Raw genomic sequence first — 23845 nt, 5'->3', positions numbered from 1 at the left:
GCAAGCTTTAAAAATAATCAAACAGCTAGTTTTCATGAAGATTATCTGTTTAAAAATTTCTTCATAATAAACATTGAAATATTTAGAAACTCAAAGACTATTTAAAGCTTTTGGGCGATCACAATAAGTGCATTATAAGTGTTTTAAGTATTATTGATAACGGGGGGTATACTGATATGAAATATAAAGATTTAAACTGTTTCAATTACTGATGTTTAAGTGTTTTTACTGAGCAAAAATTGGGACTATTCCATTTCTTTAGAAAAATCATCCTTGAAGTTTGACTGGGAATGTGACAAGTCTGGGAAGAGGGGGAGTAAATTCATTCGATAAACTATTATTTAAACATCAACGGAGGAACTGTTATCTAGGCTAGAATCGTCATATTAGGATAAAGAAAGATAAGAGGAAAATAATATGCAAGATCATGAACGTCAACATCGTTCCTCTACTGGTTTTATTGCGGGAATTTTTGCAGCAATGGTAACTGCTGGAACTGTCTCCACTTGGTGGGCTATCCGTAGTTTAAGTAATTATACTGATATTCCTGCCCCAACCCCTAGAGAAAGTCCCATTAGTCAACCTTCTGCAAAGAAAGGACAAGCACAAGTATATTGGTTAGACAGTAGAGACGATCTCTTACAACTGCAAGAGAGTCCTTTAACCTTCTCAAAGTCTTTAACAGAACAAGAAATTCTAGAAACTGCGGTTAAAGATTTATTATCAGGGCCCCAGAGTTCTGAACATAACACCACTATACCCCCAAATACTAGGTTATTAAGCCTGAAATTGGAGGATAATGGGGTGTTGATTGATCTTTCTTCTGAATTCACTACAGGGGGTGGTAGTGCTTCTATGAAGGGACGTTTAGCGCAATTGTTGTACACTGCGACCAGTTTACATGGGAAGGGTCAAGTTTGGTTATCTGTTGAAGGGGAACCCTTAAAATTATTGGGAGGAGAAGGGTTAATGGTAGAACAACCCATGACTCGTGGATGGTTTGAAGAAAATTTTGAGCTTTAAGGTAACTTTACTAAATCTTTTGTTAAAATCCAAGTAATCTCGTAGATTGTCAACTACCTCGACCCGCTATCGCTTTGGATTTCGGTCTGGGGACTATGTAGAAAGCAGTCGCAAAGGACAAGTTATAAGGGGATGGATTGGAGGATTTACCAATAGTAAATCTTCTAAAAATGTCTCAATCTATGACCATAACTGGAAAAGAATTGGTCAGTTTAATCCCAAGAATGTTCGTTTATTAAGTAGGAGTTCTAAGTTATGTATCGCAAGATAATTGTGATTTTCGAGGCATCGAACCTCGAAAATCACACGCTCTACCTCCCCACGCCGTGCCTGAGCGTGGGGACTCTCGCTTGATTCGTTGATACTTTAAGAATACTGTTTCAAACAGTGATAATCATGTTATTAAATCGTTTATTTCGTGGGTTAGGAGTGTTTCCTGTTTCCGTTGGTTTAGGGTTGTTCACCGTTCCTATGGTGCAGGCCAGAGACTGGAACCAATATAGTGTTTGTGTGACACAATTACAAAAGTTTAATGTATCAGGAGAAGATGCAGCTATTGCTTGTTCTAATGCACTGATTCCTAAAGAATTATCAGAATGTGTCAGTATGATAGGTAATGCAACTCCTATCGATGGAGATGACTCTTTAAATGCTTGTTTTCAAGTCAGAAGACCCATTGATTTAGGAAACTGTGTTGCTGATATTTATAACGCTGTTCCTAGTTTAGCAAGCATTGATTCGGAAAAGGATGGAGAAGATATGAACTTATTAACTTTATTAAGTTCTTGTCGTACGAGTTCACGGCCTGGTTTTTATTCTGAATGTGTTATTGCTACTGCTAGAGAAGTTATAGATATGGAACCGATGCGAGCAATGAATATTTGTTTAGCAGAACAGGATTTTCCCCCTAGTTTGTTTCCTGGCCGTAATGAATAATCGTTGTTAGAAAAAGTAGAAATTTTGTAGGGGTTAACGCTTGTTGACCCCTACCTTTATATAAATTATTAACTATTATCATGAAATTATTATTAACTGCTATAAGTGGTTTATTAATGGGCTTGACAACTGCTCCCTTTTCTGCATTTTACTTGGCTTGGATCGCATTAATTCCCTTATGGTTATTTACTGTATCTAATAATAACTTTTCCTTAAGAATGGAGTTGCAAAATAAGTTAAAAATTAGAACTATTATTGTTAATGAAACAAGCTTAATCGCTTTTATTTGGGGATTTGCTTATCATGGTTTTTCTTTATTTTGGATCACTGGTATTCATCCGATGACTTGGATGGGTGTTCCTTGGATATTTAGTGTGTTAATTGCTCTTTTTTGCTGGTTATTTATTACTATTTGGGGTGCTATATTAGTTACTATTTGGTCTATTATTTTACGTTTTTTTATTGGGAGTAAGGAAATAGGTAATAGGGAAGAAGGGACAGGTATTGAAAAAAATATATGGGTAAAAAATAATATTTTTACAGCAATTTCAAGGGTTAGTTTTGGTGTAGCAATTTGGTGTTTATTAGAATTACTTTGGAATCAAGGTGCTTTGTGGTGGACTTCTTTATCTTACACTCAGAGTCCTAATAATTTGATTATTTTACAATTAACAAAATTATCGGGTTATTCTACAGTTACGGCTGCTATTGTCGCTATTAATGGTATTTTTGCCGAGTCTATTTTGCTTTACTCTCAAAATAAAAAACAATTTTCACTATTAATTTTAACAGGAATATTAGGAATATTCTTGTTACATTTGGGTGGACTTTACTTATATATACAACCCTTAATTAATGACGAAGATAAGGCGATAAATGTGGGGATTATTCAAGGAAATATTCCTAATACTATAAAACTCTATGCTGCTGGATGGAGAAAAGCGATTGAGGGTTACACTAAAGGATATGAAAAACTTAGTAATCAAAATGTTGATTTAATTATTACTCCCGAAACTGCTCTCCCATTTGATATAGATGAGATTCTGAAAAATAGTTCTTTTTATCGGGCTATTTTAGGGCAGCAAGTCCCTGTGATTCTTGGGGCTTTTGGTAGTCAAGATAGAAGTTATACTAATAGTTTATTTATGATAACAAATACAGGAAATATTTTAAGTCGTTTTGATAAAGTAAAATTGGTTCCCCTTGGAGAGTATATTCCTTTTGAGAATATTTTAGGGAAGATAATTGATAGATTGTCTCCTTTAGATAGTCATTTAATTGCAGGAAAACCTGAGCAAAAATTTAACACTCCTTTTGGTCAAGCAATCACAGGAATTTGTTATGAATCTGCTTTTAGTGAGCATTTTCGTCGCCAAGCAAATGCAGGAGGAGAGTTTATTATTACGGCTTCTAATAATGCCCATTATAGTGAAATTATGCCTGCACAACATCACGCACAAGATGTTATTCGTGCGATTGAAACTGATAGATGGATGGCCAGGGCGACTAATACTGGATATTCTGCTATTGTTAACCCAAAAGGGAAAACTTTATGGATATCAGATATGAATATTTATCAACTACATCGAGGGACTATTTATCCTCGAAATAACAAAACTTTATATGTTAAATGGGGAGATTGGTTGACCATTATTTTAACTATTTTTTCAGGAATATTATGGATGATTGCTAATTATAATTATGAAAAATAAGGAATTTCTTAAAGTTGCTAAATATAATGGATGATGCTAAATGATAACAAATTGTTCAATATGGGGAATACTAATATTGAATATACTGGTTACTATTAATTATGAAACTAAAACTAATTGCTTGGGGTCTAGGCATTACAACGGTTACAACTGCGGGTTTAGTAGGACTTATTTCCCTTGTTAATCTACCTTATCCTATGATACGTCGTCCCGTCTCAAAAGTTGCTCCATTATTATTATTACCGAGTTATATTGAGATGGATCATAATTATCGAGAAGCGATCGCTCATGTAGAACAAGCGGATCAACTTATTCATCATGTTTCTAGTTTTGATGATATAAAATTAGGGGAAGAAAAGGTTAAACTTGCTCAAGACAATTTAGATAAACTTCCTGTTTGGTTTATTGGTTATGAACCCAAAAGATACTGCGAAATGTTTAGTTGTAGTTGGCAGTTTACCATAGATGAATTTGAAGCAGCTAGAAAAAAAATAGGCAGAATGGAAGCAATTATTTTTCAACAAAAAAATGCTTTTAATACATATCAAGAGACCGATAAAAAACTACAAGAAGCTAAACAAAACTATCAACAAGCAACGGAACCAGAAGAAAAACAAACAATTGTTAGAAGTTGGCAACAATCTTTAGATGAATTACAACAATTACCTCCTCAAACTTTTGCAGCAACTTTAGTTAATTCAAAATTAAATATTTATCAGAGGGACTTTCAATCTGTTACAGGAAATATAACAGGTAAACAAAGAACTAATACAATGATTACAGCAGCTAAAAGTTTTTCTTTATCGGCCAAAAAATTATGTACAAACCCTCCTCATTCTGTGGATAAATGGCAAGAATGCCAACAACTATGGCAAAAGGCTATTAGGAGACTAGAAACAATTTCTCAAAATGAAATAGGCTATTTAGAAACACAAGATTTATTGGCAGAATATGAAACTAATTTGAGTGTTGTCAAACTAAATAGTAAAGTTGAGAAACAATCAGTATTAGCTTTAGAAATTGCCAAAAAAGAGATCCAAGGTATCCAAAAAAAGTTTGCTAATGGAGTTGAATCTAATCAACAAAAACTATTTATTAATAAAATGCAAATAACCATGGATCAATTGAAAAAAGTTGAAAAAGGAACTACTGCTTATGAAGAAGCACAAAAATTGTTAGAATTTGCTCAAACTAAAATGCAGGAAGCAAAACAGTAAATTAGATATATTGACTAATAATGATTGAAAAAAATACTAACTTGGTTAACAATAGATAGGTGAGTTTTATTCTGACTATTTATGTCTAACCCTCAAACCACCCCAACCCAAACTTATCACGCCATCTTAGAAGCATTAAATCATCTGATTAATGTTGTAGCTAAACTGCGATCGCCTGACGGGGGATGTCCTTGGGATCTGGCCCAAACCCCTCAAACTTTGATACCTTATGTCATAGAGGAAGCGTATGAGGTTGTTCATGCTATTAGAAGCGAGGATCAAGAGGCCATTGTTGAAGAGTTAGGGGACTTATTGTTACAAGTGGTATTACAAGCACAAATAGCCAAAGATGACGGTCATTTTAGCTTACAAGAAGTGGCAGAAGGGATCACAGAAAAATTAATCCGTCGTCATCCTCATGTCTTTAGCGATGTAACCGTTGAAAATAGTGAAGAAGTGCGTCAAAATTGGGAAATAATTAAGGCAGAAGAAAAAGGAGAAAACCCAGAAATGACTCAATTATTGAGTCGAAAATTAGACCGTTATCACCGTACTTTACCACCTCTAATGGCTAGTAGTAAAATCTCAGTTAAGGCTGCCAAAGCAGGTTTTGAATGGGAAAATATCGAGGGCGTTTGGGAAAAATTTTCGGAAGAATTAACCGAGTTTAAAGAATCATTAGAAACCGATAATAAAAGCCATCAACAAGCAGAATTAGGTGATTTATTGTTTACCATTGTTAACCTAGCCAGATGGTATGATTTAGATATTTCTGAGGCATTATCAGGCACTAATGAAAGATTTATTCAACGACTTTCTAAAATGGAGAAATTTGCAGATCGCCCTTTAACAGATTATCCTTTAAAAGATTTAGAAAAGCTTTGGCAACAAGCTAAAAAACAACTAAATCAATAAAACCCCATAGTTAACTACGGGGTTTTAAAATCACGTAATAGTTTAGGTAATTTTTATGACTATCGATCCAGAAAAAGAACAATCTAACTCCAATTTAAACGAGAAAAATAGCATCGGAGAAACTGTACGAGAAAATGTACAAATTTTAATCATTGCTATTATTTTAGCATTTATTATTCGGACTTTTATTGCCGAACCCAGATATATTCCTTCTCAGTCCATGTCTCCTACTTTAGAAACAGGCGATCGCTTAGTTATTGAAAAGGTTTCTTATTATCTTCATCCACCAGAAAAAGGAGATATAGTTGTTTTTGAACCTCCCATGCAATTACAAATGCAAGGATACGAAAAAGGTCAAGCTTTTATTAAAAGAATTGTTGCTAGAGGAGGTGATAAAGTTGCTGTTCAAGATGGTATAGTTTATGTCAATAATTTGCCTCTTGAAGAGAACTATATTTTAGAATCTCCTCACTATAACTTAAAATCTGTAGAAGTTCCTGAAGGTTATTTATTTGTGATGGGGGACAATCGAAATAATAGTAATGATTCTCATATTTGGGGATTTTTACCTGAGAAAAATATCATTGGTCATGCTGTTTTTCGCTTCTTTCCTTGGCAACGTATCGGTAGTATTTTAAGCACAATAATAAGATGAAAAATTCACCATTAAAACGCAGACAATTTTTAGGTTTTAGCTCAGCATTCTTAGGAAGTTTGATTTTAAAAGCTTGTGGAAATACTCCTGATCAGTATTTTACTCAAGAAAGTCAAGAGCTTCCAATAATAGAAGATAGATTCACAGAAAAAGAGTCAATTCCTTTCAAAATAGCCATTGTTTTACCTGGTATTATAACAGATAAAGCTTGGAATCAAAGTGGTTATGAAGGAGTTAAATTAATAGAAGAAAAATTAGGAGTAGAAACAGCTTATGTTGAACAAGTTTCTCAAGCAGATCAAGCAGAAACTTTAGCTGGTTTTGCCAGACGAGGTTATAATTTAGTTTATGCTCATGGGGGACAATTTGATGCTGCTATTCAACAGGTAGCTGCTCAATTTCCTGACACCTTTTTTATAGGGGTAAATGGGGCAGTTTCAGGGGAAAATATCGCCTCTTTACGCATCGATCATTTACAAGGAAGTTATCTTTGTGGAATATTAGGTGCATTGATGACAAAAAGTAATCAAATGGCCTATATTACTGCCCAATCTTTTCAAGCTACAGATGAAGAATTAAGGGGATTTGAATTAGGGGCAAAATCTATCAATCCTGACATTAAAATTACTCCCAGTTATACAGGGGATTGGAATGACGCAGCTAAGGCAAAAGAAGCAACCTTAGCCCTCATTTCTGCTGGATCTGATGTCATTTATCAATGGTTAGATAATGCGTCTCCTGCTGTTTTACAAACCGCAGAAGAAAAGGGAATTTATGCTTTTGGTAATACGGTTGATCAGTTAAATATTGCACCAAAAGCTGTGTTAACTACTCCTGTTAAACGTTTAGACTTAGCTATTAATTATCTGGCAGAATTAGCTGAGAAAAAAGAATTAAAAGGTCAAATTTATAGTTTAGGTTTAGATTATTCTGATATTTTATATATGGGAGAATTCAATGATGTTATTAGTGATGAAATGATTAGCAAAATTAATACTATTAAAGAAGCAATTGTTTCTCAAAAAATAACTTTTGAACCTTGCCAAGAAAATGGAAAATCAACTCTTTGTGTAAATAAATCTCTTTCTTAAGATTATTGAGATATAACCTCTGTACCTCACAAGTATGAGAAGTGCTATATTGTCCATTATTAAACAGATAAAGATGGTTCAATTATGTTTAAAAGGAATTACTAAAAAATTCGGTTCATTTACTGCCAATGATAGTATTTCTTTAACTATTAATCAGGGAAAAATTCACGCTATTTTAGGAGAAAATGGTGCAGGAAAAAGTACATTAATGAATATATTATCAGGGTTATATCGTCCCGATGAAGGAGAAATTTATATTAATAATGAAGTCGTTCATATTAATTCTTCTCAAGATGCAATTGATCAAGGAATTGGTATGATTCATCAGCATTTTATGTTAGTTCCTCAATTATCTGTTTTAGAGAATATTATCTTAGGAACATCGCGAAAATATGGACTTAAATTAAAACAAAAAAGAGTAGAAATTAAACAATTAATTGATGATTATAAACTAGAAATTGATCTAGATGCTAAAGTAGAAAATATTTCAGTGGGAATGCAGCAAAGAGTAGAAATTTTAAAAGTATTATATCGAGGTGCAAAACTGTTAATTTTGGATGAACCTACTGCAGTTTTAACCCCTGGTGAAATTGCCAACTTTTTCAAAATTTTACGTCAATTTGTTAACCAAGGAAATACAGTTATTTTTATTAGTCATAAATTAGAAGAAGTTATTAATTTATGTGATTTTATAACAATTTTAAGAAAGGGAAAAGTAATCGATACTATTAAAAATAAAAATCTTAATCCTCAAAAATTAGCTAAGATGATGATTGGTGAACATCAAGCAGTTAATTTAAACAAAAAAACATTAACTTTCCTAGAAACAATTTTAACAGTCAATAATTTAGCTGTTAAAAATATTAATGATATTTCTTTTCAAATCAAAGCAGGAGAAATTTTAGGAATTGCTGGAGTTGATGGTAATGGACAACAAGAATTAGTATCAGTTATTATGGGATTAATTCTACCAAAAAATGGTAAAATTAAATATAAAAATATTGATATTACTGATTGGAAAATAAAAAAAATAATTAGACAATTATCCATCGGTTATATTCCAGAAGATAGAAAAACAATGGGCTTAATTTCCTCCTTCAATATTGGTAAAAATTTGATTCTAAAACAATATCATTCCTATCCTTTTAATCAATGGGGAATTTTACAGAAAACAGCTATTAAAACTATAGAAAATGAAGCAATTAATAACTTTAATATTCGAGGAGTTGAACCCAATCTTACCGTTAGTAAACTATCAGGAGGAAACCAACAAAAAATAATTTTAGCCCGTGAATTATCTAATAATCCACAATTAATTATTGCGATGCAACCCACTAGAGGACTCGATATTACAGCAACCGAATATATACAACAACAACTCTTAAAAGCAAGGGAAAATGGATCAGCTATTTTATATATTTCCACCGAGTTAGAAGATGTTAGAACAATGAGCGATCGCCTAGCTATTATTTACCGAGGAGAATTTATGGATATAGTTGATCCTAAAACAGATGTAGAAACCATTGGTTTATTAATGATGGGAATTAAATCACAATAAAAATAAGGGGTCAATTAACATTGACCCCTAAAATTAGCTATGATAAAAAGTTACATAGTACCGCCGAGAAATTCCTCGATTTCTTTATCTTTTATATAACAACTATGAGATTCATTATTACCAGAATTAGTTCCCAAATTCGACACACCACTAACTACTAATTCCCGTTCTTTTAATTTATCTTCTTGTAATGCTTCAACCTGTTTTTCTAAAGCTTCAATTCTGTCGAGTAATAACCGAATTACCTTCGCTTCAGAATCAGGTAAGTTGCCATGTTCTAGGGGGTTGACTTTGACCCCAGATTGATAAACAATGCGCCCAGGAATCCCCACAACGGTACAATCAGAAGGAACGTCACGTAATACGACAGAACCGGCGCCAATTCTAACATTATTGCCTATATTAAGGTTGCCGAGAACTTTAGCCCCTGCCCCTACAACTACGTTTTTACCGAGGGTAGGATGACGTTTGCCGCTTTGTTTCCCGGTTCCCCCAAGGGTGACGCCCTGATAAATCAAACTATAGTCACCGACTTCAGCGGTTTCACCGATGACCACACCCATGCCGTGATCGATAAATACACCAGTACCAATTTTAGCACCTGGATGAATTTCAACCCCAGTAAAAAATCTTGCCAGATGGGAGATTAAACGGGGGAAGAAGGGGACTCCTTGCTTGTAAATACGATGGGCAACACGATGAAGCATAATCGCTTGTAACCCAGGATAGCAGAAAAGGACTTCTAGCCAATTGCGGGCGGCGGGGTCACGGTCAAAAATAACACGAAAATCGGCAATGATGGAGGATAACACCAAACTGAATTTCCTGACTTAAAGAATGTGTCTTATACCTATTTTATCACTGGAAGCGGTTGACGGTTCACCCAATTGGTTGATTTCGTGTTTCAGAATGTCTCTGAATATCTTCTTAAAACTGTCGACGGGAGAAAATAAAGCTAGAAATGGTCAGCAAGAGGACAATATAGACAATTCCATAAACGGCATTAATTAATAGGTCAGAACTACTGGGAAGAATGCCATAAACTGCTGTATTTTTGAGGTTAAATCTTTCTAGGTTAGGAACAATTAAATAGATGCTTTCAGTTAAAGCAGTAATTTGGGGATTTTTGCTTAATTGCGCTAATTCAAGTAAGTCGCTACTAAGATGTCCAATAATATAGATACCAAAGCTGAGAAGGGTTGCTAAAATTGAACTGGTAAACGTCCCAAATGTTATGGCAACTGCTGTTAAAACCGCTAATTCTAATAAGAGATAAACTTGAGAAACTAATAAACTAACAGGAGAGAATATTATATTTGCCCAAGCTAATGCACCTAAATAAAGCGCAGTCATAATAGTAAGAACTACGGCTAAAACACCGCACAAACCCAGATGTTTACCCACAATTAATTCCGCCCTACTAATGGGTTTAGGAATTAAAATTAAAACGGTTCTTTTTTCAATTTCTTTATTAATTAAAGCTGTTCCTACGAAAATAGCAACGATCGCCCCTAAAAAAGAGGTTAACCCTAAACCAACATCTAGGAAAATTTTACCATCTGCCCCCACCGAAATTTCAGGAAGTAAGCGCAAAGAGAGGGCTAAAACAACGGCAAAAAATCCAATTACATAAAGAATGCGATCGCGGATAACTTCTCGAAATCCATTACTAGCAATGATCCAGATTCTGATTAAATTCATGGTTGTTCAAGTATCTTTCTTAGTGCTGTTTACTTTTTTATTATTCCCCAGTATCGCCTTACTGTTATCATAATCTTACAGAAATACCCCGAATTATGTCCCCTTAGGAGTGATTGTATGAAAAGATATAAAATAAAGCCCTGGATAATTCTCCCTATCTTAGGTCTCATTACAGCTATTTGTTTAGTTGGTTGGCAAACGTCGGGGTAAATGAAATTAACACACCTCTAATCCTACCCACCTCTAACCCCTCCCAAGAGGGAAATAGGAAGGAAATTGAATTTATAAACCATGAATTCTTATATTAATCAATAGAGAGATGAAAGTATGGAATCAATCAATAAAACACCTTTTCTAGACAAAATCATCATTTATCCCATTAAATCTTTAGATGGTTTATCGATTTCCCAAGCAAAACTTCTGAAAAGTGGAGCTTTAGAATATGACAGACAATGGGCAATTTTTACTAAAAATAGAAAATTAATTAATGCTAAAACTAATAACCAAATTTATCAACTAAGAGCAACTTATAGTGATAGTTTAAGTCAAGTTACTTTGGAACATAAAGATAATGATTTAAAGCAAACCTTTGATTTAGAAGAGGAAAGAAAAGAAATAGAAAAGTTTTTAAGTGACTATTTTGGTTGTATAGTTTATTTGAAAGAAAATAAAATTACTGGCTTTCCTGATGATAGAAAAGCCTCGGGACCTACTATTATTAGTCAAGCCGCATTAGAAACTATTGCTAACTGGTTTCCTGAACTAACAATAGAAGAAATAAGAAGGAGATTTAGAGCCAATCTAGAAATTAATGGAGTTTCCGCTTTCTGGGAAGATCAATTATTTGCTAAGAAAAATCAATGGGTAAATTTTCGTGTTGGTAACGTCGATTTTAAAGGTATTAAGCCTTGTCCAAGATGTATCGTTCCCACAAAAAATTCTTATACAGGAGCCATAACAAACAACTTTAAAAAACACTTTATAACCAAAAGAAAAGAAACCTTGCCCAGTTGGGTAAATTCCAGTCAATTTAATCATTTTTATCGAGTAAGTGTTAACACAAAAATCGTAAACTTACAACAAGAAACATCCTTAAAAGTTGGAGATAAGGTAGAAATAATGAAATAATTGATAACTGGTAACTGATAACTGGTAACTGATAACTGAAATATGGTCTTTTCTTTTCAATTACAAAAAAAATGTCTTCACACCCAAGCTAGGGCCGGAACTTGGTCAACCCCTCATGGGATCGTCGAAACCCCCAGATTTATGCCTGTAGGAACCCTAGCGACAGTTAAAGGATTAACCCCTGCACAACTGGAAACAACAGGCGCACAAATGATTTTAGCCAACACTTATCACCTACATCTACAACCAGGGGAAAAGATTGTTGAAACTGCCGGGGGTTTGCATCGCTTTATGGGATGGAATGGTCCTATTTTAACCGATTCTGGAGGCTTTCAAGTATTTAGCCTCAGTGAACTGCGAAAAATTAGAGAAATTGGTGTTACTTTCCGTTCTCCTCGGGATGGTAGCATCATTGAGTTAACCCCTGAACGGTCTATCCATATTCAAAATGCTTTGGGTGCAGACGTAATCATGGCCTTTGATGAATGTCCCCCAGGAGACGCTGATTATGACGCTGTGGCGGCGGCAACCGATCGCACGTATCGCTGGTTAGAAAGGTGCATTAAAGCCCATCAGAGACCCCAAGATCAGGCGTTATTCGGTATCGTTCAAGGGGGAACCTATCCCAAGTTGCGATCGGATGCGGTATCGGCTTTAATTCCTTTAGATTTGCCCGGATATGCTATCGGTGGGGTCAGTGTGGGGGAAGAACCGGCATTAGTGCGTGATATCGTTAAATTTACCGCTCCTTTGCTCCCTGAGTCCAAACCCCGTTATTTGATGGGGGTGGGGACTTATAAAGAAATGGTGATGGCCATCGCTTCTGGGATAGATTTATTTGATTGTGTTATTCCCACTCGTTTCGGTCGTCACGGGACGGCATTGGTACGAGGAGAACGCTGGAACCTCAAAAATGCCCGATTTAGAGAAGATTTTGCCCCTTTAGACTCTGAATGTCCTTGTTACGTTTGTAAAACCTTTTCACGGGCTTATTTGAATCATTTAGTGCGATCGCATGAAATGCTCGGTTATATCCTCTTATCTTTACACAATGTGACAGAATTAGTGAGGTTTACTAAACGTATTCGTGAGGCTATTTTAAAGGATAATTTTACTCAGGAATTTGCTCATTGGTTGAAAGAAGATTCTCCTTAACTTTTGGCTAGTTTAAGACTGAAGAAAACGGCGAACTTTTCCCAAGGTCATTTCATTTATCATTTATCATTTATCATTGGTTTGGAAGTAGGCTTGAAACCTCTCCCAAACTTATTTCTCCCTAAAGGGAGAGGCTTGAAACCAAAATGTTCAATGTTCAATGTTCAATGTTCAATGTTTAATGTTCAATGTTCAATGTTTGGTCAAGGAAAAAAATTATTCGGCTGGCTGTTGTTGCGTAACACAATGAACCATTCCCCCATTGGCGTATACATTTCTAAAGTCAATTCCAACAACTTTTCTGTTCGGATATAAGTCTTGAAGTAAATCTATGGCCAAGGTATCGTTTGGATCGTTATAAGTTGGAACTAAAACCTTGGTATTGGCAATGTAATAATTACAGTATGAACCTTTGTAGCCTAAATTTTTGCCATAAGTTGTAGTAACATTATTTTGAGTTAAAGGCAAAAACAAAAAATTGTAAGGTAGTCCATCTTTATCTTTGGCTTTATAAAGTTTATCGATGTCGGTTTGAAGCACATCGAATGCCAATAAATCGGCATTGTTCATAGTAACAATGGTGTTCGAGTTGCCAAATCGAGCAAACCCGTCAATGTGTTGATCGGTAATTTCTAATCCAGCTTGACCATCAAGCCAAACAAAATTTTCTGCTCCTAAATAAGCTTTAAATATGGCTTCTATTTGTTCTTGACCTAAGTGTGGATTACGATTATTATTTAAAATTGAACTTTTACAGGCCATTAAAGTGCCTCGCCCGTCAAGTTCTACACTTCCCCCTTCATTTATCATCACAGCATTTAAATCAACCAACGTTCGGTTTTGATTATTTGCTATGGCTTGAGGAACCTTGTTGCACAAATCAAAATCGGCTTTATTTCCCCAGCCATTAAAGCCCCAATCTTGAATAACCAAATTTCCCATTGTGTCGTGAACGAAAATTGGACCGTTATCGCGAATCCAAAAATCGTTATTAGGTATTACATAAAAGTTAACATTTACCAAGTTGACTCCAGCCGAAGCTAAAAGGCCAATAATCCTGTTTTTTTCGTTTTCGTTGTAAGCAATGATGTGAACATTCTCGCTGGTTTTAAGCTCTTTTGTTAGCGTAATCCAGGTTTGATCTAAATGGTTTCTAAATTGTTTACCGTATTGAAAATGATGTGGCCATTGCAACCATGTTCCTTCGTGTATGGTGCTTTCTTCTGGAAATGTGTATAAAATGCTTGTTGGGATTTCGGGTAAGGAATAATTTGGAATATCAAAAAAGTAAACATGAAGAAAATATATTATGAGTATAATAGGACTATATAAAAAAATTTTAAACACATTTATATAGAAATATTTTTGCTTTTTTTTATGATTTATCATTATATTTATATCAAAACCTTGTTTATACCCCAAATATTCCCAAATAATATAAAAATATATCATATAAAGTAGAGAATAAGATCAAATTTGTGTTATTGGTCTGATTTTATTAAATTATGGATATGTCTAATAATAATTAAAGATAATTTGGATCTGATGAATATTTTTCTTCTTGAGTATATAAGTAAGAATCAAGTTGTTTCTCAATTGGAAAATTTTTTCCAGGAATGTCATAGGACATGACTATATTAATTCTCTCATCATTTCCTTCTAAAGCTTGAACACTATGCAAACACCTATCACCCAGCATAATTAATATTCTTCCTGAAGATGGCTTTACATTAATTTGATTTCCGAATAAATTTCGGATAATCTTTAACTGAAATAAATAATCGAAATATTTCTGAATAAAAGTATATTTTTGTTGGTTAATATATAATCTATAATTCGGACACATTTCTAGTTCTCCTCCTTTTTTCACTTCGTTTAAATATAGGAGAACTGTCACAAAATTTCTATCATAATGCCAACGATATTCGCCCCCGCTTGACATAATATTAATGTTAACTCCCACTCTCTGATTAGCCAACGGAACAAGCTTTTGTCCGCTTAGTTCATTGACTATATTGTTAACATTATGATATATCTGCCATACTTCAGGCAAGTGTTGTTTAATTTGCACACCATCAATGACAAAATAATCGAGTGAACGTTCTCTAGATTGGCGATAAACATTAGGAACCTTGTGATTCTTGCGGTAATCATCAATCAATTTTAAAAAATGCTTACATTGCTCTAGTGTCAAATAATTATCGTTAATTTGATAACCTGTTTTCTCAATTTCAGCTTTAATTTTCATCGTTTTTGCCTTATTTTTATGATTAGTTTACCATCCCCAAGTTCCTGGGCCTCCTTTAAAGGGCCCAACAATATCTTTAGTGATCCATCCTCCATACAAATCTCCTGCTTGGGGAGTCGCTAACTCATCATCAACATAACAAGCATCCATTAAAGCAGGTATGAAAGCGTAGTAAGTTTGAATAGAAACAAAATCAGGTGTAGGTTGAAAATACCGCCAAGATCCATATTGAATATATTTATCTCCTATCTTAATATCAGAATAAAGACATATTCCTTTCCATTCACAAGGAATTTTTCTAGAAGTCTCAGTAAGATATTCTAACTTAACATCTTCAGGAGGGAAATAATAGGTAGGAGGATGACTGGTTTCTAGGACTCTTTTTCCGTTGCTGGTTTCGGCTAAAACAATACCATTACAAATTACTTTGAGATGTTTATCGGTGTCTTGTAAAATAGCAGGACGAGGATAGTCCCAAACAGATTCTTGACCGGGTTGTGGAGGGATAGGAGTTGGTCTCATAAGTTAATTGATTTTTAATAAGTGATTGTGATTAACAGTTATTTGATCCTATCATACAATAATATTTATGCTACTGTTAAATTATTGGCGATCGCTTTACAAGTAAGTTTGCTAGTTGGTTTAATTTACTTGTTTAGTATTAATATTTTTTATTTCTAAAAGTTCTTGATCAGCTACAGCACTGGGACTATGATAATGGTTGATTTTTCTGGTTTTTATTTTTACTATAATGATAGTTTTAGAATTTATTTAAGGTGTGATGGATATTTCTAAATTTTCTGCTTATTCTGGGTTATGCAGTCTCACTTTTGGGGCGATCGCTATCACCGCAGTTCCTACTTATGCAGTGGAGAAAATCTCTTTTGTGTACGATTCTCTGATTTTGTCGGTGTCGGTGGATTCTCTGGAAACTTTTGCTAATGAAGGAATAGCGACTGGTAATCTAGCTTTTTATTTAGATGTTGCTGGTATAACTGCTGAACAAAAAGCGTTATTTCGGGAAGCTTTATCGAAACCAGTTCCCGTCGATCCTGTATTGATCTCTCGTAGTCTTCATACTGATGAAGGATTACGTCTTCTTGATTATTTTGGTGATGTTATTAACATTCAAGGTGGACGCAATGGACAATATGTGATCAGAGGATCTTTAGTACAATCAGCGTTTGAACCGGAAGGATTAAGTTTAATTAATGTCTTGAGAAACTTCTCCACTAATATACAACTGGATGTCAAAAAAGCTCTGGTTTTAGGGGAAAAAATCGATATTATTGTTCGAGCGACTTATTTATTTAGTGAAGAAACCGCTAGATTATCGGCACTGGAAGCGGAAAATGATCCTCCTGTAGATTTTTCTCAAAAATTAGATATCCAACAACCAGGACCGTTTCAAGTATTAGAACCCCAACGCTTTTATTTAACAGATGAAAACCGTGGCACTCGGTTTGGAGAAAGAAGATTTTATGTTGATGTTTATCGACCTAAAACTTGGCGTGAGGGAAAGACTCCTGTTGTCATTATTTCTCATGGTTTAAGTTCTGAACCGGAAGCTTTTGCTAAACAGGCCAAACATTTAGCTTCTTACGGTTATTTTGTTGCCGTTCCCCAACATCCAGGGAGTGATATTCAACAGAAAAATTATTTTTTAGAAGGGTTATCTCGACAGATATTTTTAGTAGAAGAATTTGTGGATCGACCCCTGGATATTAGTCAAACTTTAGATGAATTAGAGAAGCGTAATAATATTCAGTATCAAGGCATATTAGACCTAGAAAATGTGGGTGTATTTGGTCATTCTTTTGGTGGTTATACGGTTTTAGCACTATCAGGAGCAACCTTAGATTTTGAACATCTTGAGGAAGATTGTAACATTAATTTAGGGAATATGAATACGGCTTTATTATTACAATGTAGAGCTTTAAACATTGAACAAAAAGACTACAATTTTAGGGATGAGCGTATTCAAGCTGTGTATGCGCTTAATCCTGTCAATGCTAGTATTTTTGGTCCGAAAGGATTAGCTAAGATTAAAATACCAACTTTTATTGCTGCAGGAAACTACGATCCGGCTACTCCGTTTGTGTTTGAGCAAGTTCGTTCTTTTCCTTGGTTAACCACAGCAAATAGTTATCTTTTATTACAAGAAGGACAAGCTCACGTAGACTTTTCTCAAGTGGATGGAGGGTTAAGTGATTTAATAGATACTGTGGACGATTTAACTTTACCCAGTCCTGAGTTATTAGATGATTATACCAACTCGACAATGTTAGCTTTTTTTGAATTACATCTGACAAAAAATCAAGATTATGCACCCTATCTTCGAGCTAATTATGTTCAGTATTTAGGTAAAGATGAAGAATTTAAAGCTCATTTAATTAGCCAAGATTCTTCGGAAGCACTCAAAGAAATTATTGAACAATTCAGATTGAATAATAATATTTTTCGCTAAAAAAATACACCACTAATATCAATATCTGATACCATTTTAATTGATGGTTTTTAGGTGTGGTTTTAATTTTGTTCTATGGATAATTTTAGCTAATAATCTCTCCATTTTCTCCTAAAGATGGATAATTTACCTCTTTTTTTTGATACTCTCTTGCTAAGGTTGGATAACTCCATTCAAACAATATTTTATGGTATATAGTAGCATCTAAGCGACTGGTATCATACATTTTTTTTGCTAATCTTTGGCGTTGTGCTTCAAATAAAATGACCGCAGCAGCAACAGAAACATTCAAAGATTGCACCATTCCTAACATGGGAATAATAATGTTTCCATCAACTAAATTTGCTGCTTCTTCACTAACTCCCCATTTTTCTGCTCCTAATAAAATAGCTGTTGGTTGAGTATAATCGATCTCACGATAGTCTAAAGATTGATCTGTAAAATGTGCTGCATATATCTTAAAATTTTTATGTTTTAAATAATTTATAGCTGTTCTAATATCAGGGTGAGTGTGTAGAAATATCCATTTATCGCTGCCTTGAGAAACTTGAGAAAAAGTAGGAAATTCATCGGTTTTATTAATAGTATGAACGTCTAATATTCCTACAGCATCACAAGTGCGAATAATAGCTGATAAGTTATGCGGTTTATGAACATCCTCGGTTAATACAGTTAAGTCTGGTTGTCTTTTGTCAAGAACTTGTTTGATGCGATGATAACGTCTAGGAAGCAAATTCATTCAGTTATAAATCAGAAATTGTGTTCATCATTTTATCATAGTTTTTCAATTTAGATTTAGAAATAATATTAAAATATAAAGTTTAATTAATCAGCTATTTATGATAAAATAGCTAAAAATTATATAAGAAGACTATGAATAATTTTGATTGGATTGTTGTTGGTGCTGGTATTACAGGATCAAGTTTAAGTTATGAATTGGCTAAACAAGGTTTAAAAGTATTACTACTAGAAAAAGATCCCAATTATGATAATGCAACTCGTTATAGTTATGGGGGAGTCGCTTATTGGTCTGGAACAGATAACTATTCGATTCAATTATGTCAAGAAAGTCGAGATATTTATCATAATTTATCAGAAGAATTGGGAGAAAATACTGATTTTAGAGAACTGGATTTAATGTTAACTATTCCTGTCAATAATGAACCCCGAGCTATTGTAGAAAATTATCAAAAATTTTTCATAAAACCTCAATTATTAGACCCAAAAGAAGCTAATGAAATTGAACCTTTATTAAACACTGATTATATCTCAGGATGTCTTAAGTTACCTCATGGACATATTCACCCACAGAAAACAAACAATGCTTACCAACAAGCTTTTTTAAGATTAGGTGGAACGATTAATTATCAAGAAGTGACTCAACTGTTATCTCAAAATCAAAAAATAGCAGGAGTGAAAACAAATAAGGAAGAATATTATAGTAAAAATGTCGTAATTTGTGCAGGAGGTTTAAGCCGTTTTTTGTTACAAAATATGGGCATAAATATTAATATTTATTTTACTCATTCTCAATTGATATTAACTTCCAATGTAGATATAAAACTAAAAGCTTTAGTGATGCCAGCTATTTTAAACCGTCTTGATATTGAAGAAAAATCAGGAGATTCTGAAATTAAATCTTTATGGAATAATCCTAATGATGAGATTATTTCTGATGTCATGGAACCTGGTGCAATTCAATTTTTAGATGGAAGTTTTTGTTTAGGTCAAATTAGTCAGATTATAACCAATACTACAGCAAAACTTAATAAAAGTTTAGCAGAAAAAACCATTCGCGAAGGAGTTAGTAAAATACTTCCTGATTTACAAAATTTACCAGGAAAAGTACATAATTGCTTAGTTTCTTTTTGTCCTGATTCTAATTTTTTAGTAGGTAAAATTGACAACTTTGAGGGACTTCATTTATTTTCAGGGTTTACCAGCACACTTATGTTTGCTCCTCCTTTAGCAAGACGTTTTGCTAGTTGGGTAACAGAAGATTATACAAAAATGCCATCTTTATTATGACATTAACATTCTGTCATTTCATTTATCATTTATCATTCGTTTGGAAGTAGGCTTGAAACCTCTCCCAAACTTCTTTCTCCCTAAAGGGAGAGGCTTGAAACCAAAATGTTCAATGTTCAATGTTTGGTCATTCTGAGGGATTTTATGTTACTAATATAGGTAATATTTGCTTCAAAATTGATAGCGAAGAATCTCTATTTTTATGCTTAAATATATCCCAGAAACCCTTCATTTTGCGATCACGATATGAAGCATGACATGATTACATGACTAAAGAGTGATATAGTTAGAAATATCTTCAGAGTAGGAATCCATAATCTTATATCATGGTGAATAAAGTTAAACCTGACTGGACAGGTGACGATCTTCTCTCACGCTTTGTTAATTTAATGATACAAACAAAGCCCATTTATCGCCTCATGACCCATCAAGCGAGACAAGTTATCATTAAAACAGCAGAGAAAAACGGCATTGCGTGGGAACAAAACTGTAAAACCTTAGAAAAATCCCCTGCTAAAAGCTTATTATCCCAAATCACTAACCCTGACGTGGTTTATCCCGACTATTATCTAGTTCCTTTTCATGCTTATGATCAAGGGAATTTATGCTGGAAAGCTGCCTTTGAAGCCGTTCCTGCAACCCAGTCTCTTGGCCTGCGAGTCTGGAAGAATGAAGACTTAACTTGGCAAGAAGCACAAGACAGGTTAAGAGCAGCTTTTCATGCTGTTTTGGAACCTTATAGCCCTCCTCAAGTTGAAAACATCCTTGATATTGGCTGTTCTATAGGCGTTTCCACCAAAGCAACCCACCGTTATTATAGCCAACGACAAAACAATTTACCAATCAACACCATCGGACTTGACTTATCCCCTTATATGTTAGCAGTAGCTAAAGTTACCGATGAAGAACAAGAAATCAGTCAATGGATACATGGTTTAGCAGAGAAAACAAATTTTGATGATAATTCTTTTGATGTAATTACTATTCAGTTTGTTCTCCACGAATTACCCCGTGATGCTGCAACCGCTATTTTTAAGGAAGTTTTTCGCATTTTACGCCCTGGAGGTGTTCTTGGTATTGTTGATAATAACCCCCGTTCAGAGGTAATTCAAAACTTACCACCGGCCTTATTTATGTTAATGAAAAGTACCGAACCCCACAGCGATGATTACTATACTTTTAATGTAGAACAAACCTTACAAGAATTAGGATTTGATTATCAAACTACCTTCCCTAGTGATCATCGTCATCGTACCATTGTCGCCACAAAACCATCGCGACGCTCCATACACTCACATTCGTAGAGTGTAGGCCTCAAGCGGAAATTATCCTTCTTGAACTTCCATTGTGGTACTCCTTCTTTCCCACTACGGCGTTTTATAGTGAGGTACACGCCCAGTCCCACTTGAAGGTATTGTAGCATCACTGGCGATTAATCCCACACTTGTTTAATTATTTTTTATCGAAAACAAAGTGTGGGGTTTCTCGCCGATTAAGCTAAAATATGGATATTTTTTGAGAATTTATAGGTGGGAACTTCTGCCAATAATTTTGTCACTTCTTTGCATTCTGGTAAGTCGATATCAATGACTTCTACCTTCAATTTGTTTTATCCATCCTTGCCACATTTTTTTTCCTTTGACTTCTAAAGAATCAGCATATTTTTCTGTATTTTCCCTTAGCTTGGCCACAGTTACCTCTGGGGCATGACCAATTTCACAAGCATGACCAATAAACCAACGCCCTAGTCCTTGTTTGGTTACTTCTGGATGAAATTGTAAGGCTAATCCACACTGACCCCAACTAAAAGCCTGATTGGCATATTTTTCGCTAGACGCTAGGTGAACAGCACCCTCCGGTATATCAAAGGTATCTCCATGCCAGTGGAGAACCATATCTCCTGCTTCAACTAAATGTTTTAATGCAGAGGCTTTTCCAGCTTCACTAAGTCTAATGGAAAACCAACCAATTTCCTTTTGATTACCTGGGTAGACTTTTGCCCCTAATGCTCTTGCCATCAGTTGAGCCCCAAGACAAATTCCTAAGGTGGGTAAATCCCTATCTAAGCGTTCTTTTAAGAGGGACAATTCATCTTTAATGAATGGATAATCTTGATCATCATAAGCCCCAATTGGCCCACCAAGAATAATAACTAATTCTGATTCGAGGGCATCAATAGCACTTAAATCATCAAATCCCGCTTCTAGGTAAGTTATCTCATAATCTTTAGCTTGTAGCGCAGGAGCTAATGAACCTAGGTCTTCAAACATTAAATGTCTGATTACTAATGCTTGTTTCATGTTTAATCATTGCCCATTAATTTATCCAAGCTTTCATCATATCATAAAATGTCCTATTGAAGACCCTCGATTTCATCGAATAAAAGAGGAGCCTTTAATTGTACCACGAAACATTTTTGCAAGAAGTCTGACAAACAGAAATTATGTCTCAATCACCCATGAAGATAATCCTTTCGGATGAAGATTAAAAAAATATTAAAATTTATAATCAATAACATAGATACGATGTATTAAGTAATTTGTTTCCTAACTATCACTTTGATTAATGGACATAAATCTATTAGGGATTTATTCCGTAACTACGACATTATTAACATTAATTAGCCTGTCATAAACTAGCTGTCTACTTCATATAATAGGAGCAATTTAAAATGCGATCCATTTCTCAGTGCCATAAATTACTTTCCAGAATTAGTGATGTTTGGGAAAAGCGTTCTCAAGTCAAGAAAAAGGAAATAGATGCAGCCCTTTTACTCGATGATAGTCGGCCAGATTTTCGCATTGACTTACTGCCCTTTAAAGACCACCCTGCTTTCTTAGAGTCTTCTCAAGAAACTAAAGATAAGATTTTATCTTGTGGTTGGTTGATTTACAACTGGAAGACCATTGCAGTTGAATTGAAAGTAGTTAATCCTGTTTGTGAGGATATTATCTATCACCGTTATCCTGGGGTTACTGAGAGTGCAATTCAGGAAGTAGCAACTGATGTTTTAGTTGATGAATCTTATCATGTTCAATTAGTAACAAAAGCTGGTATTATTACCAGTAGACAAAGAGGTTTACAGTCTCTAAAACCTCCTGAATTTAATCTTGTTCTAGGTATGAGAAAAGAACAAGATTTATATGAAGAAGATTGGAAAAAAATGCTAGTTAAATTAGCAACTTCTGTTGTGTCTGAAGTGTTTGTTAGTGACTATTTAAAACTCTTATCTAGTGATAAAACCATTCAGCCTTTCAACCGCGCGGTGGTACAAGCTCATCATCGGGATGAAGATGCTCATAGTTGTATTTTCAAGAGTTTAGTACAGTGCGTATACTCAGAGTTAACCCAAGAACAAAAAGCGTTCTTTATTGAAGTTCTCCCTAAACCTTTATATTGGTTTGCTGACAAGGAATTAGAAGTTTGGAAGTCAGTATTAGAGCAAATTGGATTTCCTAAAGCAGAAGAAATTTATAGAGACTGTCGCGCTGGAGAAACTAGCAATTTAGATAGTATTGACTATACCCAACTGATTGAGTTAGTACAAGACCTAGATGCCAAACGGGGAGAAGACAGTTTAGCTAACATGGGGCTGCTTAGTGTAGCTAGCTAAAACCTATCTATAACTGATAAGGCTCAATAATCCCAGGATTCAAAGAATACTCGCGGTTTTACGCCGCGAGATTGCCAAATCGGCCAGAAAAAAGGAGAGAAGCAACAATTATAGAGAAACTTCTCTCACTTCAGTCATTATTTCTATTTTTTTTGAATTTTAAGGGATTTATGTTTGGAAGCTATTCCCAAAGCTAGGATTAAACCAAAAGAAAATGAGAAGCTTTCTCTACCCATCAGTTAAGCAAGAATGGGTGGGTGATGGATGGGTGAAACTTCCCAAAATAGGGAAAGTTAATATGAGGATGTCTCGTCCTATTCCTGATGGGTTTCTCTTGAAACAAATTAGGGTAGTTAAACGAGCTTCAGGGTACTTTGTACAGTTAATCTATCAGTTAG

The 23845-nt window shown here is 34.6% G+C and carries 21 protein-coding genes and 1 pseudogene; 15 read left to right on the top strand and 7 right to left on the bottom strand.

Features of this window, described 5'->3' with window-relative positions:
* Positions 1 to 417: 417 nt before the first annotated feature.
* The 8 genes from QNJ66_RS06735 (at position 418) to QNJ66_RS06700 (ending at position 9107) form a co-directional block, all read left to right on the top strand.
* Complete coding sequence (locus QNJ66_RS06735; RefSeq protein ID WP_300504333.1) at positions 418 to 1023, top strand: GerMN domain-containing protein; 606 nt, start codon at positions 418 to 420, stop codon at positions 1021 to 1023.
* 396 nt (positions 1024 to 1419) lie between these two features.
* The gene (locus tag QNJ66_RS06730; RefSeq protein ID WP_300504331.1) at positions 1420 to 1959 is read left to right on the top strand and encodes a hypothetical protein; all 540 of its coding nucleotides are present in this window, start codon (positions 1420 to 1422) and stop codon (positions 1957 to 1959) included.
* A gap of 80 nt (positions 1960 to 2039) precedes the next feature.
* Complete coding sequence (gene lnt, locus QNJ66_RS06725) at positions 2040 to 3671, top strand: apolipoprotein N-acyltransferase (RefSeq protein ID WP_300504328.1); 1632 nt, start codon at positions 2040 to 2042, stop codon at positions 3669 to 3671.
* 101 nt (positions 3672 to 3772) lie between these two features.
* Positions 3773 to 4888, top strand: a complete 1116-nt coding sequence (locus tag QNJ66_RS06720) for a hypothetical protein (RefSeq protein ID WP_300504325.1) — start codon at positions 3773 to 3775, stop codon at positions 4886 to 4888.
* An 81-nt stretch (positions 4889 to 4969) separates the two neighbouring features.
* Positions 4970 to 5803, top strand: a complete 834-nt coding sequence (gene mazG / locus QNJ66_RS06715) for a nucleoside triphosphate pyrophosphohydrolase (protein ID WP_300504323.1) — start codon at positions 4970 to 4972, stop codon at positions 5801 to 5803.
* Between the two features lie 55 nt (positions 5804 to 5858).
* Positions 5859 to 6458: a signal peptidase I gene (gene lepB, locus QNJ66_RS06710; protein ID WP_300504321.1), complete on the top strand. Its 600-nt coding sequence runs from the start codon at positions 5859 to 5861 to the stop codon at positions 6456 to 6458.
* Positions 6455 to 7549 (top strand): BMP family ABC transporter substrate-binding protein, encoded by a 1095-nt coding sequence (locus QNJ66_RS06705; protein WP_300504318.1) that lies wholly within the window; start codon positions 6455 to 6457, stop codon positions 7547 to 7549. The genes lepB and QNJ66_RS06705 overlap by 4 nt, the downstream gene beginning before the upstream one ends.
* 73 nt (positions 7550 to 7622) lie before the next feature.
* Entirely contained in the window at positions 7623 to 9107 is a 1485-nt protein-coding gene (locus QNJ66_RS06700; protein WP_300504315.1) for an ABC transporter ATP-binding protein, read from the top strand.
* A gap of 50 nt (positions 9108 to 9157) precedes the next feature.
* Here the strand turns inward: QNJ66_RS06700 and cysE are convergent, their stop codons facing one another.
* Positions 9158 to 9919 (bottom strand): serine O-acetyltransferase, encoded by a 762-nt coding sequence (gene cysE / locus QNJ66_RS06695; protein ID WP_300504312.1) that lies wholly within the window; start codon positions 9917 to 9919, stop codon positions 9158 to 9160.
* A 115-nt stretch (positions 9920 to 10034) separates the two neighbouring features.
* Positions 10035 to 10808, bottom strand: a complete 774-nt coding sequence (locus QNJ66_RS06690) for an ABC transporter permease (protein WP_300504309.1) — start codon at positions 10806 to 10808, stop codon at positions 10035 to 10037.
* A gap of 327 nt (positions 10809 to 11135) precedes the next feature.
* On the opposite strand from QNJ66_RS06690, the gene QNJ66_RS06685 reads away from it, so the two are divergent.
* Together QNJ66_RS06685 and tgt are read left to right on the top strand one after the other, a co-directional pair.
* The gene (locus tag QNJ66_RS06685; RefSeq protein WP_300504307.1) at positions 11136 to 11936 is read left to right on the top strand and encodes an MOSC N-terminal beta barrel domain-containing protein; all 801 of its coding nucleotides are present in this window, start codon (positions 11136 to 11138) and stop codon (positions 11934 to 11936) included.
* A gap of 42 nt (positions 11937 to 11978) precedes the next feature.
* A complete protein-coding gene (gene tgt, locus QNJ66_RS06680; protein WP_300504305.1) occupies positions 11979 to 13091 on the top strand; it encodes a tRNA guanosine(34) transglycosylase Tgt in 1113 nt (370 codons plus the stop codon).
* A gap of 216 nt (positions 13092 to 13307) precedes the next feature.
* Here the strand turns inward: tgt and QNJ66_RS06675 are convergent, their stop codons facing one another.
* The 3 genes from QNJ66_RS06675 to QNJ66_RS06665 form a co-directional block, all read right to left on the bottom strand.
* A complete protein-coding gene (locus tag QNJ66_RS06675; protein ID WP_300504303.1) occupies positions 13308 to 14513 on the bottom strand; it encodes an agmatine/peptidylarginine deiminase in 1206 nt (401 codons plus the stop codon).
* A gap of 103 nt (positions 14514 to 14616) precedes the next feature.
* Entirely contained in the window at positions 14617 to 15339 is a 723-nt protein-coding gene (locus QNJ66_RS06670; RefSeq protein WP_300504300.1) for a 2OG-Fe(II) oxygenase, read from the bottom strand.
* A 27-nt stretch (positions 15340 to 15366) separates the two neighbouring features.
* Positions 15367 to 15861: a DUF427 domain-containing protein gene (locus QNJ66_RS06665; RefSeq protein WP_300504297.1), complete on the bottom strand. Its 495-nt coding sequence runs from the start codon at positions 15859 to 15861 to the stop codon at positions 15367 to 15369.
* Positions 15862 to 16120: 259 nt separating this feature from the next.
* Here QNJ66_RS06665 and QNJ66_RS06660 point away from each other — a divergent pair, with 259 nt between their 5' ends.
* Complete coding sequence (locus QNJ66_RS06660) at positions 16121 to 17806, top strand: alpha/beta hydrolase (protein ID WP_300504295.1); 1686 nt, start codon at positions 16121 to 16123, stop codon at positions 17804 to 17806.
* A gap of 85 nt (positions 17807 to 17891) precedes the next feature.
* Here the strand turns inward: QNJ66_RS06660 and trmH are convergent, their stop codons facing one another.
* Positions 17892 to 18545: a tRNA (guanosine(18)-2'-O)-methyltransferase TrmH gene (gene trmH / locus QNJ66_RS06655; protein ID WP_300504293.1), complete on the bottom strand. Its 654-nt coding sequence runs from the start codon at positions 18543 to 18545 to the stop codon at positions 17892 to 17894.
* Between the two features lie 134 nt (positions 18546 to 18679).
* Between trmH and QNJ66_RS06650 the strand changes: the two genes are divergently transcribed.
* The gene (locus tag QNJ66_RS06650; RefSeq protein ID WP_300504290.1) at positions 18680 to 19834 is read left to right on the top strand and encodes an FAD-binding oxidoreductase; all 1155 of its coding nucleotides are present in this window, start codon (positions 18680 to 18682) and stop codon (positions 19832 to 19834) included.
* Between the two features lie 326 nt (positions 19835 to 20160).
* On the top strand, positions 20161 to 21138 hold the full coding sequence (locus tag QNJ66_RS06645) for a class I SAM-dependent methyltransferase (RefSeq protein WP_300504287.1): 978 nt from the start codon (positions 20161 to 20163) through the stop codon (positions 21136 to 21138).
* A gap of 279 nt (positions 21139 to 21417) precedes the next feature.
* Here QNJ66_RS06645 and QNJ66_RS06640 read toward each other — a convergent pair whose 3' ends face one another.
* Complete coding sequence (locus QNJ66_RS06640) at positions 21418 to 22134, bottom strand: glutamine amidotransferase (protein WP_300504284.1); 717 nt, start codon at positions 22132 to 22134, stop codon at positions 21418 to 21420.
* A gap of 371 nt (positions 22135 to 22505) precedes the next feature.
* On the opposite strand from QNJ66_RS06640, the gene QNJ66_RS06635 reads away from it, so the two are divergent.
* Both QNJ66_RS06635 and QNJ66_RS06630 read left to right on the top strand, forming a co-directional pair.
* Positions 22506 to 23447: a diiron oxygenase gene (locus tag QNJ66_RS06635; protein ID WP_300504281.1), complete on the top strand. Its 942-nt coding sequence runs from the start codon at positions 22506 to 22508 to the stop codon at positions 23445 to 23447.
* A 214-nt stretch (positions 23448 to 23661) separates the two neighbouring features.
* Positions 23662 to 23845, top strand: a pseudogene (locus QNJ66_RS06630) (RNA-guided endonuclease TnpB family protein); the annotation flags it as partial.

The sequence above is a fragment of the Crocosphaera sp. genome, assembly GCF_030064895.1.
GTDB lineage: Bacteria > Cyanobacteriota > Cyanobacteriia > Cyanobacteriales > Microcystaceae > Crocosphaera.
Note: the sequence above shows the minus strand (reverse complement) of the source record. Positions and strands in the feature narration are given on the sequence as shown.

What these genes read in the sequence shown, in the direction of transcription:
- QNJ66_RS06735 (WP_300504333.1), top strand. Translation starts at nt 418, where the DNA reads ATGCAAGATCATGAACGTCAACATCGTTCCTCTACTGGTTTTATTGCG.
- QNJ66_RS06730 (WP_300504331.1), top strand. Translation starts at nt 1,420, where the DNA reads ATGTTATTAAATCGTTTATTTCGTGGGTTAGGAGTGTTTCCTGTTTCC.
- lnt (WP_300504328.1), top strand. Translation starts at nt 2,040, where the DNA reads ATGAAATTATTATTAACTGCTATAAGTGGTTTATTAATGGGCTTGACA.
- QNJ66_RS06720 (WP_300504325.1), top strand. Translation starts at nt 3,773, where the DNA reads ATGAAACTAAAACTAATTGCTTGGGGTCTAGGCATTACAACGGTTACA.
- mazG (WP_300504323.1), top strand. Translation starts at nt 4,970, where the DNA reads ATGTCTAACCCTCAAACCACCCCAACCCAAACTTATCACGCCATCTTA.
- lepB (WP_300504321.1), top strand. Translation starts at nt 5,859, where the DNA reads ATGACTATCGATCCAGAAAAAGAACAATCTAACTCCAATTTAAACGAG.
- QNJ66_RS06705 (WP_300504318.1), top strand. Translation starts at nt 6,455, where the DNA reads ATGAAAAATTCACCATTAAAACGCAGACAATTTTTAGGTTTTAGCTCA.
- QNJ66_RS06700 (WP_300504315.1), top strand. Translation starts at nt 7,623, where the DNA reads ATGGTTCAATTATGTTTAAAAGGAATTACTAAAAAATTCGGTTCATTT.
- QNJ66_RS06690 (WP_300504309.1), bottom strand. Translation starts at nt 10,808, where the DNA reads ATGAATTTAATCAGAATCTGGATCATTGCTAGTAATGGATTTCGAGAA.
- QNJ66_RS06685 (WP_300504307.1), top strand. Translation starts at nt 11,136, where the DNA reads ATGGAATCAATCAATAAAACACCTTTTCTAGACAAAATCATCATTTAT.
- tgt (WP_300504305.1), top strand. Translation starts at nt 11,979, where the DNA reads ATGGTCTTTTCTTTTCAATTACAAAAAAAATGTCTTCACACCCAAGCT.
- QNJ66_RS06670 (WP_300504300.1), bottom strand. Translation starts at nt 15,339, where the DNA reads ATGAAAATTAAAGCTGAAATTGAGAAAACAGGTTATCAAATTAACGAT.
- QNJ66_RS06665 (WP_300504297.1), bottom strand. Translation starts at nt 15,861, where the DNA reads ATGAGACCAACTCCTATCCCTCCACAACCCGGTCAAGAATCTGTTTGG.
- QNJ66_RS06660 (WP_300504295.1), top strand. Translation starts at nt 16,121, where the DNA reads ATGGATATTTCTAAATTTTCTGCTTATTCTGGGTTATGCAGTCTCACT.
- trmH (WP_300504293.1), bottom strand. Translation starts at nt 18,545, where the DNA reads ATGAATTTGCTTCCTAGACGTTATCATCGCATCAAACAAGTTCTTGAC.
- QNJ66_RS06650 (WP_300504290.1), top strand. Translation starts at nt 18,680, where the DNA reads ATGAATAATTTTGATTGGATTGTTGTTGGTGCTGGTATTACAGGATCA.
- QNJ66_RS06645 (WP_300504287.1), top strand. Translation starts at nt 20,161, where the DNA reads ATGGTGAATAAAGTTAAACCTGACTGGACAGGTGACGATCTTCTCTCA.
- QNJ66_RS06640 (WP_300504284.1), bottom strand. Translation starts at nt 22,134, where the DNA reads ATGAAACAAGCATTAGTAATCAGACATTTAATGTTTGAAGACCTAGGT.
- QNJ66_RS06635 (WP_300504281.1), top strand. Translation starts at nt 22,506, where the DNA reads ATGCGATCCATTTCTCAGTGCCATAAATTACTTTCCAGAATTAGTGAT.